Raw genomic sequence first — 14320 nt, forward strand, 5'->3', positions numbered from 1 at the left:
GCGTGACTCACGACCTGTGTTGTTCGCCGAAGAGCACGAACCCGATCGAGTTGGTCAACCGTCCCTGCGCCAACTCGATGAGACGATTCCTCGGAAACACCATCGCCAGCGCATCGCGGTACAGCGGGCCGCCGCCTCCGGTCAGGACCAGCGTCAAATCCTCCGCACTGCGCACCTTGGCGCGCAGCGCGCGCGCTGTTTCGACCGCTTGGGCTTTCCCGCGCTCGACGTAGCGTGTGATGTCGACCGCTTGGCCGAACGCCAGCAGCGGGGTCCCGTTGCGCAACGCCAGTTCGATCGCGTCGACGCCCTCAAACGGCTCTTCCAGCTCGCCCGACAGGGCCTCGGCGATCGCACGGTAGATGTGGCTCGCACCCCCTGGCCGACCGCCGCTGCGGTCGAACTGGATAGTGAACCCTTGAGATGAGACGATCCAATCGGCACTGTAGTGCCCAATGTCGACCAGGCAGATGGTCGTTTCCACGAGCGACGCGTCGCCCTGCGCGACCACCGTGAGCAACGACCCGACCGGTTGGGGCACAACGACAACCCGGTCCACCAACACCGAGCGGCCTCCAAATGAAAGCATGCCCCGGAACGTCTTCTGAAGCGTCTCCGCATACCGCGCGAACGTGTGCACGGGCAGCCCCAAAACTAACGTCGAAACATGGGTCGCGTCGAGGTAGGCGAGCGTCGCGCCGAGCAGCGCACGGTATTCGGGACGACCGGCAAAATCATTCGCCTCGTTGCGCTCGCCGAGCGCTTTCCCGACACGCGAATTCTCGTCGACGTCGACGTCAAACAGTTGCCCATCGACGGCGATCGTCTTGATTGAACTACTCGCCTGCGCACGACGCAAGGAAATTGCAAGCGTCGAGTCGATATGGGGCAATGCGACAGAGCGAAACGAGCCCGTACGTATGCGGCCGGTTCCATCGCGGAACGCCCACTTCGTGAACCCATGCCCCACGTCCAGCCCTAGTACAGAAATATGCATCGTGTCCTCCAACCTGTATGTCAAACACTGCCCAGTCACGGTTGGCCAGACCACACCGCCCCGCAACCGGCACTAGGACCTTCGCCCGCGCCCGGCATCGGGCGTCAAGGCAGTCCCACAATGAACAACGACCACAGAAACCACGAACCGCTCAGCACAACGAGAGAGATCACACCCGATTGGGTGGCGGCCGCCCGCGGGCGGCGCTGAAACGCGCATGGCTGCGCGAGAAAAACTTCTGGATTTCTGGCCGGCCGCGAAGACGCGGCGCGAGGGATCGATTTCGAGCGCGCGCACCGAACGGAGGCGCAGAATTGATGGCGTGCCCTGTCAAGACACGCGGTGGTCGTTGAAGTGGCGCTGAGCCCGTTGCGAAGGAGACGTTGCGAAGACAAAAAAGCCCGTGACCGCTAGCGCGGTCCGGGCATTCTGGGGCGGCCTTCGACGCAGTCGCGTCAAGATAGGCTGCCTACGCACCTCTCCGGACATGGCTGCCCGGTTGAGGCGACTTTCCTATTGATTAATGTTCTTATCGTGCCAGCCTGGCTGGCCTGAAAAACCGTGCCGACCTAACGGCTGAGGTGATTCTACGTCAACTCTACGAAACGGTACAAGCGCTCACTTGATTTTTTCGTTCCAATTTTTTCGAAGCCCGTAGCACGACCTTTTATCCCTTCACCGTGGCCGGACGCAAGCAGACTGAAACGAACTTCACTGAACGTCTTGATCGGTGGGGTTGGATTCTGCAAGGATCTTCCGCCCGGTGGAGGCCTTCTTTCTCAGATTGTCCACAACCTCAATACGCTCATGGCCCAGTATTAACTCGCCCGCCGTCGGGCTCTGCGAGGCGTCGGGAGTTTTTGCCTCAAGAAACCACTGGAGGTCGCAACGCCTCAAGGCAGGAATCAGATCCGGGCGCCCATCGCGCCATGCCTCCATGCACGCCTGTCGGGCCGCCTGTCGAACTGCTCTGGTCAGTGACACGAGATCCTCGCCCGCCCGTGCGCCGCTGCCCACACAACTCGCGAGTGCCATCGCGCCAATCTCTTGCAATGCGACCTCGGGAAGATAGCGTGCGACCAGTTCGACCATCTCGACCCGAATCTGGCGTTCGCGAGTGTGCGCGTGCCACGGACAGGCGCGGTCCGCAAACGCTTCCGAATTGGCCCAACGCCAGATCTGCCTCAGCCGTCGGATAAGCGTCTCGGTCCTGATCACGCCGACTGGCGACATGGCGCGAAACGCGTGAGAATCGACCTCGCCAAGTTCAGCAACAAGCGGATCACCTATTTCCTGCATGGCTTGTACGAGCAGACGTATTTCCTTCGTAAAGATACGGCGCGCCTTGATCGCTCCAGGCCTGTGGCGTTCTGCAAATTCGATGATCAGCCACGAGAGCCGGATCGGATCGGGCGCGACCGTCGAGGCGCGCCTCATCTCCAGCCAACGCGCATACGCCGTTTGCCAGTCGGAGCCAAGCGAGACCTCCCGGCCACTCGCCAGATCCCGGATGGCAAACCGAGCCTTACCGGCCGGACCGTTCCGCAAGATTAGTCCCTGAGGGTGGAATAAAATCATATCCATAGGAGTTCTAACGTGGTTGGTAATACGCAAGAATCGGACGGAAATGGCCGAGCTCGATGCTGACCAGTTGGAGGGCTGCCATGAATTCGTAGCCCAAGGCCGTGAGCTCGCGGACACGCCGCTGCGCGTAGGCGTGTCGCAAACCATGTGCTCCGGTGGAGCGTCCCAAGGCGATCAAGCTCGCGTCGCTGAAGCTTTGACTGAACGCTTGACCGCCACCAATATCGTAAAGCGACTCCCGATGCACACCACGGTCATCGATAATGAGCGGTGTCGACCGGCGGCGCTTCTCCAACGCGTCGGCCAGACAGCCCGAGAGGGCAACGGGGCGCCGCAGTCCCCCCTTGCCCGTCGCGACCATCCGCACCACATCGTGGCGGCCGAGAAACATGGACACTGGCCATGTGCGATGCCGAGAAAGCTCGAGCTCGTCCAAGCGGCGCAGCGTATGCAGTTCCGACGCCCGCAAGCCAGCGTCGTGTGCGACCAGCGTTGCAAGCGCATTCTTCTCGTGTTGATGCGATGCGATTGCCTTCACTTCGTCCCACCGCGTGGCGCGCCCCCACCGCACAGTCTCGATGAGGCTCTCCACGGGTGGCAGCCGAAGCGACAGGACCCGACCCAGAGCGATACGGGTTGTATCCATGTCGGATTGAACGTGAGCTTCTGCGTATTCCTGCAGAAACTCCATGACCTCGAGCTTGAGATAGGGGCCATCAAGGTCAAGACCGTTTTCTTCGCGCCATTCCAGAAAACGCCGCTCTGCCTGCATGGTCACGCGTTCGGTGCCCACGGACGTAATGATGACGCGCCGATTCTCGCCCAATTCGGATTTGGGTATCCCATGCAACGCAATGGACTTGCGGATATTACTGATCGTTTTCGACTTGCTCATTTTTGGTATCGCTCCATGCCGTCCACGAGACCCCAGGCCACCATGCGACGCTGCAAGGTTGACTCAGCGAAGCGGCGTCCGGAGCGGCGCTCGATCAGGCGCGCCAAGCGCGCGTATGTGTAGTCCGAGCGATCTCGGGCGCGCGCCCGCCGCTTAATAAAGGCCTCGGCAATGGTCCGGTAGGGATCGAGTGCCGAGTGGCGTCGGCGCCGTCGCGACGGGCGCGCGTCGGGCCCTGCGCCCGACGAACCGGCGAGCGGGGGATCCGCCGTCGGCGGCGCCCCCCCATAGCGCGCCTCCAATTGCCGGACCAGCGCTGAAACAATCGAACTCGGCATAGGTACTCCCTGTAGGTGCGCGAGAGGAAAACCAAGACACGGGGGCAGCGGATGAAGCACGCGGCCGGCAGACTGGCCACGGAGTGATGCAAGCAAGCGGGAAGATTTCTGAGCGGCGCGACGACATGATCGCGAACCGCGACGGCGTGGGCAGAGGCGGCGTCGCGTGGCGCCATCTTGCGCGCAAGCCACGGTCCGCCGCGCGGCGAACGGATTTTCAGTGAAGCGGGAATGTCGCAAGGACGTCGCGCCAACGCGCACGGCTGCGCGGAACGAACGCGCGGCCGGCGTCGGGTGCACGCTGAGCTATGCAGGATCAGCGGTATCGCTCGCGCCCTGCGCGCCGCGGCCGGCGACTGTCAGAAGGAGTGCTGCCGATTAAAACGGCTGGCGAGGATTCTTTCATCCCGTGCGCGCGCTGTCAACGGCGGCGGTCGCATGAGCTTCACGCATGCCTCTGGCGCGCGTCGCCGTCTCCTGCTGCAAGGACAGTTGCCGGCCAACGGAAAAGACGGGGGCGCCCCGCGCTTACGCGAAGCGGTTGAGGCCCGCGCAATGTCGGGTAGATTTCGGGTAGGCGAGCCAGAAATGGACAAGGGGTTACAGACGCGAATCTGTAACCCCTTGAATTTCCTGGTCGGGGCGAGAGGATTTGAACCTCCGACCACCTGCACCCCATAAAGGTTTTACACAATCCTGATGCATCCTTACCAATCCTAATGGAATTGCACAATACATTGAAATATAAGGATATAATGGACTTGTGCGTCCGGCCGCGTACTTAAATCATCCTGTGCCATCCCCGATTTATGTTGGGGTCAACGTTGGGGTCAAGAAGTGGCAAAGGTTACCGTCAAGCAACTGGAGGCGTTTAACTCCGACGATATCGGTTCAACGATCCGCGATGAAGGCGGGTTGTGGGGGAAAGTTCGGAAAGCGGGTGATAGCGTGAGCGTGACGTTTTGGTATCGCTATCGATGGGGCAGCAAGACCCGCGATTGCGCGTGCGGTACGTGGCCGAACGTCAAACTACCAGCGATTCGCGCGACGCGCGATAAAGCGCGTGAGCTCGTGGCGCGCGGGATTGATCCGAACGAACAGCGCGAAGCCGATCGGCACGAACGCGAAGCCGCAGACGCTGCACGCAAGGTCGCACAGGCAGCACAGGATGCGCGACTGACGGTAAGCCAGCTGTTCCACAACTGGGCGATGACGGACCTCGCTAACCGCAAGGACAAGGGCGCGGAGACCAAGCGCGGACTTCTTAAAGACGTCCTGCCCGCCATCGGTGCGCGCTACGCGGACGAGATTAAGCGCGCGGACCTCATGAAGATTCTCGACGCCGTGAAAACCCGCGGCGCGCTCCGGTTGGCCAATCGGCTGCTCGCGGAACTTCGACAGATGTTTGGCTATGCGGTTGTTCGTGAGATCGTGACGGTTGACCCGACGACCGGCATCGAGAAAAAGCATGTTGGCGGGCCAAATGAAGAACGCGAACGTACGCTGTCGGACAAGGAATTGCGTGCCTTGTCCGCCGCGCTCAAGGCCGCCGGTCTGCTCGATTGCACGCAGCATGCGGTCATGGTGCTGCTGGCAACCAATGCGCGAGTGGGAGAGCTCATCAAAGCCTGCAAGACCGATATTGACTTGGATGCCTGCACGTGGCGCATCCCGCCCTCGAACGCGAAAAACGACGATGCACACCTGATCTACTTGTCCCCGTTCGCCGTCGCGCATATGACGCGGCTACTCGCGTTGTCGCACAGCAAGACGTGGGTTCTGCCTGCCTCTCGTGACGACGGCCATATCGATCAGAAGTCCATTACGAAGCAGATTGCGGACCGGCAACTTCGGTTCTACGACCGCAAAGCACACACGAAGCGGACGAAGCAAGAAAACGCCTTGTTACTTGGGGACGAGAAATGGACGCCCCATGACCTGCGACGCACAGGGGCAACGATCATGCAGGCGCTTGGCGTACTGCCCGCTGTCATCGAGGCCTGCTTGAACCATCGCGAGCAGAATCGGATGAAGCGCATCTATCAGCGACACGACTACGCCGCTGAAAAGCGCGAAGCGTGGCGGCTGCTCGGTGATCGGCTTGACTTATTGACGCGGGACGATACTTCGAATGTCGTCGTGCTGGCGGCGAAGCAATAATTATCCCATTTGCATCCGCTTCGAATGCGTGGCATCCTAGTTGTGTATGACGTCCATGCCAGTGCAGCGGCGTGCTATGCATGATGATGTCTACGCAGGCCTCCGCGCCTTCAATGGAGTGAGCAGCGGTACTCGACTGTCTGAGCAACGCTCAGCGGTAGTTCAATAGTCGTCTCGCAACGGGTCGGCGAAGCTCACTCCGGCGCGCTCTATTTCTCTTTTGAGTGAACGCCGGTCCAACTAACCGGCGCGGTCTCGTTTGCCTGCGCCCTCGTAATGGACGCATCATGGGCATTACCTTTACCCACAAAGCGGCGGCTCCCACCGCTGTTTCTCCCGCCAACACTACTGCTCTTGCAGACGTGACGCCAACGCAAAAGAAAAGGCGCGGCGGCGGTGGCGTCAAACCCAAAGCGCCGTTGATCGACTTGAATCAGCCCGGGCGCTTGAGGGTCGCCAACCTGATGGCGCTGTACAACCTCGCCAGTGCCAACACACTCTATACACGGTTGCACCTGGGAAAAATACCACCGCCTGATGGTCGCGACGGAAAAAGCCCGTACTGGCTGACCAGCACAATCCGCGCACATTTGGAAGGCCAGAAATAGCGGCGCCTCGTCGCACTTGATTGCAAGATGCGTGCGGACGCGAAGGAATGCCATCGGCAGAAAAAACGGCCCGAGGTGCTGCGATCAGCATCCGGGCCAAGTGTAAATTTCGTTTAGAGGAAGCACGTATTATAGGCGTGCATAGACAACCATGTCAGTCACAGTTTCGAACAAACCGCTGGTCGATGCTGCACAACAAACCGCTGGGATGGCCGTTGCGGTCGTGGATGGGTTGCCGAAACCATCCGCGACAAGTGGATCGCCTGTAGCTCCGGCAGGCGCCTCGGATTGCGCGGTGTTTGCTTCGACCGCGACAGGGACTACCTGCTCAACCACGAACCCAAGCTGGAAGTTCAGCACGCAACAGTTCCACGGGTACCAGGTTTATAAAAATTCCTTCGAGTTGAAGGCACTGCAGTGGGTCGAGGATCATATTCACCTTAGGCCCGAACTGTTCGGCGACTACCGGAACGTGTTAATCCAGCTTCACATCAGCGAAAAGGCGTTTTGTGACTGGAGCGCGGCACATGGCTTGGACCGTGCCGAAGCGCGGGAATACATGCTCTATTACAGTGGCGTCAACCACAGTGTGGCAATGGCAAAAGGCATTCCCACCTCGGAGGCGGAGAATCTCAAGCCGGAAATAACAGTAAAGCCCGATCTGATTTTTTCACTGGCTTGCGAGTGCGGATTTATCTGGCACTCCCCCTGGAAATCCAATGCTGAGGTCGATGAGGAAGAGGCTGCCAAACTCGCCGCGCAAGCCGAAGCGAAAAAGGCCCTCAAACTCGCTTCAATGCGATATCAGTTACGGTCGGCCACGGACCTGATGAGCGCGCCACCGATGAGGTGGCTGGTCCGCGACGTATTACCAGCGACTGGTTTGGCAGCACTGTATGGCCCACCGGGCTCCGGCAAAAGCTTCCTGCTCCTCGACTTATGCACTGCCGTCGCCAGCGGCACACAGTGGTTCGGACATTTTGTGAAATCTCCAGCGCCAGTCGTGTACGCTGTGCTGGAGGGCCAAGGGGCGTTCGGCAATCGACTCCGGGCGTGGCGCACCGAACACAACAATACGCCGCTCCCGGAGCGCCTGAGGCTCATGACGGATCCGCTCGATCTAAAAAAGCCAGGCGATGTGAAGGACCTGTGCGACGCGGTGCTTGCTAACGGTGGTGAAGGCGGATTGATTGTGCTCGATACGTTAAGTCGTGCAGCACCGGGCATGGACGAAAACAGCGCCTCAGACATGGGTAATCTGATCGCTGCCTGCTCAACCATTCAGCAAAAGACCAACAGCATGGTGCTAGTCGTACACCATACAGGCAAAACCGAAGGCAAGGGTCTTCGCGGTCATAGCAGCCTCACCGGAGCGGTAGATACTGCGATCGAAACCTCGCGTAATGGCGACTATCGCGAATGGACTGTCGCGAAGTCCAGGGACAGCGCAGACGGTGAACGTCACGGCTTCGTGCTGAAGCTGGTCACCATGGGTCCCGATGAGTACGGCCAGCCGGTGTCGAGCTACGTCGTTGCGCCGATGGATGGCCCAGCACCACCTGCGAAGAAATTGCCTGCAAGCCTTGGGCAGGTGAAGCTGGTGTTCGATCACCTGAGCAAGGAGGCAGCACCCATGAAATTCGGCAAGCTGTGTGAGGCTGTCAAGGCATGGTACGCCAACCAGGGCAACGAGAAGGGATTCAACAAGTGGAACATTCGACGGGACTACGCGAAGCACTTCGGAACAGACAAGCCGGGAGATGACACGCTGGTTTCTCTTTGACTCCTCAGCCTTAGTCATCAGTTCCTCCACCCCTCAACCCTATAGGGTTTTGAGGAGAGTGAGGAGGACTCCTCAAGCTTCATCAAATTGAATTGAGGAATTGCCAAACCCTTTCTGGTATTGGGATTTCGGCCGATTTCACTGCTCCTCAGGGGAGCCTTTCCTCAACCCGCTTGAGGAGCTCCGAAACGCCGTAATGAAGAAGCGTCCGTGATTGTCTTTCATGCGGCGCGGAACACTTGGGCAAGACCTTTGTAGCCTTCGGAGTTGTCGGCGAGCAGGTGTTGAGACTGTCGCAGCCTGTACCACGAAACAGTTGCAGATTGAACTTTATGTCGTGTGCATTGTTCGGTACGCTTCGCCTCGGTATGCTGCTATCAGTACCCATAGTTTAGGGTTGAACGATCCGTGCAATCAATTGCACGACCGGAAAATGGTGGCGCAAACATGACGACGGCGAAGCAGACGGCAGCCAACCAAAAAAACGCCCATAAGAGCTTGGGGCCAGTAACCCCTCAGGGTAAAGTCAAGGCCAGCGGCAATGCAATGAAGCATGGCGTCTTGAGCGCGCGACTGCTTCTCGATGACGAGAACCCGGAAGATTTCCAGCTTCTGCTCGACGGGTTGCAGGCGTCGCTGCGCCCGAACGGTAGTCTCGAACTGACTCTGGTCGAGCGAATCGCCGTGTCGATATGGCGGCAGCAACGCCTGGTCCGCGCGGAAACCGCAGGTATCGAACTGAGCCGACGTCTCGAGGCGAAAGGTAATCGCCGTCAGATCGAGAGTGCGATGGGCATGGTCTACCCCAAGCAGATCGAAGACGGCGATCTTGAGCCACCGTCTGATGACGACGGGCTCGACGCCGAGTATTTCGAATACTGCCAAACCCTCGTCGAGGAATACCACAACCTCGACCGGACTTCACTCGAGGGCAACGACATTGCCCGCTTGGAGCAAGTCGCCTCGACTATGCATGCGGCGTTGCGTGAGGAGGCAGCCAGTGCTCACGTGACCGTCGCGCAGTATGTGCAGACGCTCAAACGTGGTCTGCTGGGCTGGGTCAACAAGACAGTGGATTCTTGCTGTTCCGAGATGGCGCATATGCGTCGGCGCGCCACTATCGTCGAGGTGGCTGACTTCGTGCGGTCCCGCCAGTCGGCGCCGATCGGTCAGGAGCTACTCTGCAAATACCAGACCGCGCTGGACAATGAAATGTACCGGGCGATGCGTGCACTGCGGGAAGCTCAGGAATGGCGCCTCAAGACGCTCGACGACGGTACCGTGGCCGCAGCCTAGAGTGATACGTCGGGCAGAAATGGGTTCGTTTGGGAGGTCGGCAATCTGAAACTGGAGTCTCACGAGGCCCCCGCAGTTCCTGCAAGCAATTGCAACGGCTGATCGCGTCCTCAGCATCGACCAACAATCGGAGGTTTACTGCCTTGGGAAAGGTCATCGATCTAATCGACGGCAAGCCGTGCTGGCAGCTCGTAGCGATCCGTGATGGCGCGAAGTAAACCGAAGCCACGACAGGCTATCGGGCTTGGTCGAGCGCTTTACATCACCTATGATAATGCTGTACCCAGCGAAACCTCGATTTCAATCCCCGGGGCCCATCAGTGAACAGGCTAAGGTATCTGATCGCCGTGCTACGCGCCAGGTTTGGCCGTCCACAGATACGTGACAAAGACCTTGCGTCGCTTCGGGATGCATTGTCCAAAGTGGATTTTGAGTTCGCCACACCGCATGAGGAGCGTATCCGCCCTTTACGGCTGTCGGGGAATGGGCAAATGAAGATCAAGATGTATCAGGAGCCAGGGCATTCGAGGCCACATTTTCACGTGGACTATGGACCGTATAACCACGTGGCGGTTTATGCAGTGGATACTGGGGAAAGGATAGAGGGTAACCTCGATCAAAAGTACGATAAAGCTGTATCCGCCTGGGCCATTGCCAACAAACCTAACCTGTTCGCGATATGGCGTGCTCTGCAAGCTGGCGAACTGGAATCCGCGTTTGTCAAATCTTTATCGGCGCTTTAAACCACGGGGCCACCCCGAGCACCCTCGCGTGTGCCGTCTTTCCAGCCGATTGCGTTGGAGCGCCATACGACCTTGATCCTCGGCCGCCGATAATCTTTTCCGTCATCCGATGGCACCGCTCTCAAGGTTCGGGTCGCTCCAATGCAATCTGTGGCTTGACGCTGAGACGATCGCTGATTTTGCAATGATTGCAAATTCGCACAGACGGAAAGCGCGTACAGTGATCGATCCGCGTGCTTGTCCGAACAGCTAAGCCCAGGTGGTTCTGCTATGCTTTTTGATGGGCGGTCATGAGTCAAAAATCAAAAAAAGGCGGGCTATGGACTATGACATCATCGGGGACGTGCACGGTCATGCGGACAAGCTGACCGCACTGCTGCAGCGGCTCGGCTACCGCGAGCGGATGGGGGCATGGCGTCATCAGGATCGCACGGCGGTCTTCGTCGGCGACTTTATCGACCGCGGCCCACACCAACTCGACACGATCGATATCGTCCGCCCCATGGTTGATGCTGGCAGCGCGCTGGCTGTGATGGGGAACCACGAATTCAACGCAATTGCGTGGTACCTGCGTGATCCCGATCAGGACGACGAATATCTGCGGCCCCGCAAGGGCGAGGTGGGTGAGAAGAACCGCCATCAGCATGCAGCGTTCTTGGCCGAAGTCGAGCATAAGCCTGACCTGCACGGTGAAATCATTGACTGGTTCCTTACTCTGCCGCTCTGGCTCGAATTGCCCGAACTGCGGGTGATTCATGCCTGCTGGCATCCCAGCTATATGGCGGTGCTTGAAGCACGCTTAAGGCTGGGACACCTGCTGGACGACGCAATGATGGTCAAGGCCAGTCGCAAGGGCTCGGTTGAATACCGCATGATCGAGGCCCTCTTAAAGGGCTTGGAGGTCCGGCTTCCCGCGGGCTGTTCGTTCGTCGACAAGTCGGGCATTACACGCCACGAGGCGCGCACACGCTGGTGGGACGCCACGGCGACGACCTATCGGCAGGCGGCGCTAGTTCCCCCTGAAACGAAAGCCCAACTCCCCGATACCGAGATACCTGAGGGCGCGAGGATCGGCTATTCCGGCGACAAACCCGTATTCGTCGGTCACTACTGGATGACTGGCAGCCCCGCTATTCAGTCGCCTACGGTCGCGTGCGTCGACTACAGCGCCGGTAGGGATGGTCCGCTTGTGGCCTACCGTTGGAGCTGCGAGTCGGAGTTATCGGCGCGAAATTTTGTTTCGTCGCAGTAACGGGGGCAGCCATGTCGCCGAAATTTGAAGCGAAAATCAAGAAAGCGAAGCGGGGCGATGTCGACGCGCAGTTCGCGGTGGCGGAAGCGTATCGCACCGGCAAGGGTGTCGACGAAGATTGTGCGCAAGCGCTGTATTGGTACCGCGCCGCAGCGGGACAGGGCAACGTTAGCGCGCAGAACAATCTGGGCACGATGTTTCAGAGAGGAATCGGCACCGAGAAGAATTCAAAAATGGCGGTCTACTGGTATCGGCAAGCCGCCGAGCAGGGGGAAAGGGTTGCGCAGTTCAATCTTGCCATGCGTTATGCGCGCGGGGATGGCGTCGAACAGAACGATACGGAAGCCGCGCACTGGTTCGCGAAGTCGGCTGCACAGGGTTACACCGAGGCCATTGGGGAACTCGGAACAATGTACCGGTTTGGGCGAGGGGTGCCGCGGGACATCGTGGCTGCAGCCCGCTATCACACAACAGCAGCCCGGAAGGGCGACGTCACGTCGATCGGTAACTTGCTGGGTTATCAGAGTGAGATTGAAAGCGCTGCCTTGAGTGGGAGCACCGTTGCGGCGCTGTGCCTCTCCGAGATGTACGGGAACGGAGTGCCCGTCGAGAAGGATTTGACGAAGTCCCGCGCATGGCTGGAAAGGGCGCGAAGAAATTGCCGATCCGATGACCTCATTGAAACGTGGGACCAGTTGGCACAGATGGAACGGGAATTAGGAGCAGCGTCTGAAATGGGCGAGCAACTCGACAAGTATGGCCTCGACCCGGACAAGTTCGACAACGATTTTCCCGGTCGCCCTGATCCGGAACCGGGTTCGGACGAGGAAAACGAAGACTTCGAAGGCATCTACCAGTCGGGCGTTGTGGTGCCCCCGCACTCGTACTGCTACAAGGAATGGTGTGACTGGCTCGCGAAGAACCATCCTGGCGAGAAGGCGACATGATCGACGAACGGCCCCTGCGACAAGTGCGTTTTTGCAATCAATTGCACAAGACGTCGGACAAAGGACGCAGGCACTCGACAGCGGGGTTGGCCAGACGGAAAGCGGGGCAACCGACACCCGCTGATGAGGAAGCCCGACATGCAAGATTCCTTCCCCTGCGTACCTTCTGACCCGATCAAGCGCAGTCGCTTTCGCGGCTGCCTGGTGGGAGGCGCAGTCGGTGATGCGCTCGGCGCTCCAATTGAATTCATGAGCCTCCCGGACATTCGGCGCCAATTCGACTCCGGCGGCATTCTCGACTTCGCGGCGGCTTACGGTCGGGTCGGCGCCATCACTGACGACACGCAGATGACGCTGTTCACGGGCGACGGAATTCTGCGCGCCCACGTGGGTGCTGTTCTGTGCGGCGACACCCCTAGATTCGGGGACGCCACCGCGCAGGCTTACCTGCGATGGCTTCGCACGCAGGGCGTCAAACCGAAGGTCGCCGAGCCGCCAGGCGAGTCTGGCTGGCTTGCCGAACAGCGCGAACTGTTCAGCCGCCGTGCCCCCGGCAATACCTGTCTCGCTGTGCTTCGCGCACTGACCAGGTACGCTGATCGGGCCAGCAATGACAGCAAGGGCTGCGGCGGGGTGATGCGTGTCGCTCCAGTTGGAATGTTCGTTGCGAATTGGATCAATGATTCAGAGGTCCAGAACCCAATCGGGCAGGCGTTCTCCGTCGCCACAGATATTGCGGCGATCACGCACGGCCACCCTACGAGGCAGTTCACCGCGGGGGTTTTCGCAGTCGTCGTCGCGTTGTTGCTTGTGGGCGTGCCGCTGACCAATGCGATCGACCGCGCTAAGACCGAACTTCGACAGCGTGATCGGCACGAGGAAACGCTCGCTGCGATCGAGAATGCGGAGCAGTTCGCTGCGGACCGCCACGGGCAAGTTGATGCTCTGCAAGAACTCGGCGAAGGGTGGGTGGCTGAGGAGGCGCTCGCCATAAGCCTCTATTGCGCCCTCTCGACGCCTGACTTCGAGGCTGGCGTTGTGCTGGCCGTCAACCACGATGGCGACAGCGACTCAACGGGCGCTATCGCGGGCAATTTGCTAGGGGCCATGATGGGCGTCGATGCGATCCCTGAACGGTGGCGCGTGACGCTCGAGCTCGCCGATGCGATCGGTGCGATGGCAGACGACCTCGCTACGGTTCGAGAATGGCGTATCAATGATTCCTGCTGCACGACCGAATGCGATTTCTACGTGAGACGCTATCCGCCGTGCTCAACAATGAGCGAGCCAAATGGAACTTCAAATAAAACTTGAGCCACAGGTCACCGGAAACATTGGGCTCTACTACTGCTGCTACCGGCTCTCGCTACTTGGCTGGAACGTGATGCCAACGGCGCGCAACGCTCGTGGCGTCGATCTGATCGCCTATAACGCTTCAGGATCAAAATTCATCGGGGTTCAGGTCAAGGCCCTTAGCAAACGAAACGCCGTTCCGCTCGGAACAACCCTCGACAAAATAATGGGCGATTTCTGGATCATCGTTAATAACGTTGTCACAGAGCCAAATGCATTTGTCCTTTTGCCCTCGGAGGTAAAGAAGCATGCCGGTTGCAACAAGAAGGACGGTAAGGTTTCGTACTGGCTGGACCCTCCCCGCTACGATCAGGACGAGTTTCGAGACGCATGGCACCGCATTGGCTCGGGACTTGCCTAATGA

The 14320-nt window shown here is 59.3% G+C and carries 13 protein-coding genes; 9 read left to right on the forward strand and 4 right to left on the reverse strand.

Translation table 11 applies throughout. The features are described from left to right. Nucleotides 1–7: 7 nt before the first annotated feature. From PTE30175_RS17565 to PTE30175_RS17580, 4 genes are all read right to left on the reverse strand, one after another. Nucleotides 8–997, reverse strand: coding sequence for a ParM/StbA family protein (locus tag PTE30175_RS17565; RefSeq protein WP_150698360.1), 990 nt, complete (start codon nt 995–997; stop codon nt 8–10). A 711-nt stretch (nt 998–1708) separates the two neighbouring features. Beyond that, nucleotides 1709–2434, reverse strand: a complete 726-nt coding sequence (locus PTE30175_RS17570) for a hypothetical protein (RefSeq protein ID WP_150698361.1) — start codon at nt 2432–2434, stop codon at nt 1709–1711. Between the two features lie 154 nt (nt 2435–2588). After that, nucleotides 2589–3476: a site-specific integrase gene (locus tag PTE30175_RS17575; protein WP_150698362.1), complete on the reverse strand. Its 888-nt coding sequence runs from the start codon at nt 3474–3476 to the stop codon at nt 2589–2591. Then, a complete protein-coding gene (locus tag PTE30175_RS17580) occupies nt 3473–3814 on the reverse strand; it encodes a hypothetical protein (RefSeq protein ID WP_150698363.1) in 342 nt (113 codons plus the stop codon). Before PTE30175_RS17580 ends, PTE30175_RS17575 begins: the two co-directional genes overlap by 4 nt. Nucleotides 3815–4651: 837 nt before the next feature. Here PTE30175_RS17580 and PTE30175_RS17585 point away from each other — a divergent pair. From PTE30175_RS17585 to PTE30175_RS17625, 9 genes are all read left to right on the forward strand, one after another. Next, nucleotides 4652–5974: a tyrosine-type recombinase/integrase gene (locus PTE30175_RS17585; protein ID WP_150698364.1), complete on the forward strand. Its 1323-nt coding sequence runs from the start codon at nt 4652–4654 to the stop codon at nt 5972–5974. Nucleotides 5975–6261: 287 nt separating this feature from the next. After that, entirely contained in the window at nt 6262–6582 is a 321-nt protein-coding gene (locus PTE30175_RS17590) for a hypothetical protein (RefSeq protein WP_150698365.1), read from the forward strand. Nucleotides 6583–6733: 151 nt separating this feature from the next. After that, complete coding sequence (locus tag PTE30175_RS17595) at nt 6734–8365, forward strand: AAA family ATPase (RefSeq protein ID WP_150698366.1); 1632 nt, start codon at nt 6734–6736, stop codon at nt 8363–8365. Nucleotides 8366–8812: 447 nt separating this feature from the next. Continuing rightward, nucleotides 8813–9661: a hypothetical protein gene (locus tag PTE30175_RS17600; protein WP_150698367.1), complete on the forward strand. Its 849-nt coding sequence runs from the start codon at nt 8813–8815 to the stop codon at nt 9659–9661. Between the two features lie 491 nt (nt 9662–10152). Then, nucleotides 10153–10404 (forward strand): DUF4160 domain-containing protein, encoded by a 252-nt coding sequence (locus PTE30175_RS17605; protein ID WP_150698368.1) that lies wholly within the window; start codon nt 10153–10155, stop codon nt 10402–10404. 319 nt (nt 10405–10723) lie between these two features. Continuing rightward, nucleotides 10724–11656, forward strand: coding sequence for a metallophosphoesterase (locus PTE30175_RS17610; protein ID WP_150698369.1), 933 nt, complete (start codon nt 10724–10726; stop codon nt 11654–11656). 11 nt (nt 11657–11667) lie between these two features. Continuing rightward, nucleotides 11668–12603 carry a tetratricopeptide repeat protein gene (locus PTE30175_RS17615; RefSeq protein WP_150698370.1) on the forward strand — a complete coding sequence of 312 codons (936 nt, stop codon included), beginning with the start codon at nt 11668–11670 and terminating at the stop codon, nt 12601–12603. Nucleotides 12604–12741: 138 nt separating this feature from the next. Then, nucleotides 12742–13917: an ADP-ribosylglycohydrolase family protein gene (locus PTE30175_RS17620; RefSeq protein WP_150698371.1), complete on the forward strand. Its 1176-nt coding sequence runs from the start codon at nt 12742–12744 to the stop codon at nt 13915–13917. Continuing rightward, nucleotides 13895–14317, forward strand: a complete 423-nt coding sequence (locus tag PTE30175_RS17625; RefSeq protein WP_224788833.1) for a hypothetical protein — start codon at nt 13895–13897, stop codon at nt 14315–14317. Before PTE30175_RS17620 ends, PTE30175_RS17625 begins: the two co-directional genes overlap by 23 nt. Nucleotides 14318–14320: the final 3 nt, after the last annotated feature.

The organism is Pandoraea terrae, assembly GCF_902459695.1.
In the GTDB taxonomy this organism is placed as follows: Bacteria; Pseudomonadota; Gammaproteobacteria; order Burkholderiales; family Burkholderiaceae; genus Pandoraea; species Pandoraea terrae.

Bases quoted from the DNA above. Each gene is read 5' to 3' on its own strand.
- PTE30175_RS17625 (WP_224788833.1), top strand. From the start codon at position 13,895: ATGGAACTTCAAATAAAACTTGAGCCACAGGTCACCGGAAACATTGGG.
- PTE30175_RS17575 (WP_150698362.1), bottom strand. From the start codon at position 3,476: ATGAGCAAGTCGAAAACGATCAGTAATATCCGCAAGTCCATTGCGTTG.
- PTE30175_RS17595 (WP_150698366.1), top strand. From the start codon at position 6,734: ATGTCAGTCACAGTTTCGAACAAACCGCTGGTCGATGCTGCACAACAA.
- PTE30175_RS17590 (WP_150698365.1), top strand. From the start codon at position 6,262: ATGGGCATTACCTTTACCCACAAAGCGGCGGCTCCCACCGCTGTTTCT.
- PTE30175_RS17615 (WP_150698370.1), top strand. From the start codon at position 11,668: ATGTCGCCGAAATTTGAAGCGAAAATCAAGAAAGCGAAGCGGGGCGAT.
- PTE30175_RS17620 (WP_150698371.1), top strand. From the start codon at position 12,742: ATGCAAGATTCCTTCCCCTGCGTACCTTCTGACCCGATCAAGCGCAGT.
- PTE30175_RS17600 (WP_150698367.1), top strand. From the start codon at position 8,813: ATGACGACGGCGAAGCAGACGGCAGCCAACCAAAAAAACGCCCATAAG.
- PTE30175_RS17610 (WP_150698369.1), top strand. From the start codon at position 10,724: ATGGACTATGACATCATCGGGGACGTGCACGGTCATGCGGACAAGCTG.
- PTE30175_RS17580 (WP_150698363.1), bottom strand. From the start codon at position 3,814: ATGCCGAGTTCGATTGTTTCAGCGCTGGTCCGGCAATTGGAGGCGCGC.
- PTE30175_RS17565 (WP_150698360.1), bottom strand. From the start codon at position 997: ATGCATATTTCTGTACTAGGGCTGGACGTGGGGCATGGGTTCACGAAG.
- PTE30175_RS17570 (WP_150698361.1), bottom strand. From the start codon at position 2,434: ATGAGGCGCGCCTCGACGGTCGCGCCCGATCCGATCCGGCTCTCGTGG.
- PTE30175_RS17605 (WP_150698368.1), top strand. From the start codon at position 10,153: ATGAAGATCAAGATGTATCAGGAGCCAGGGCATTCGAGGCCACATTTT.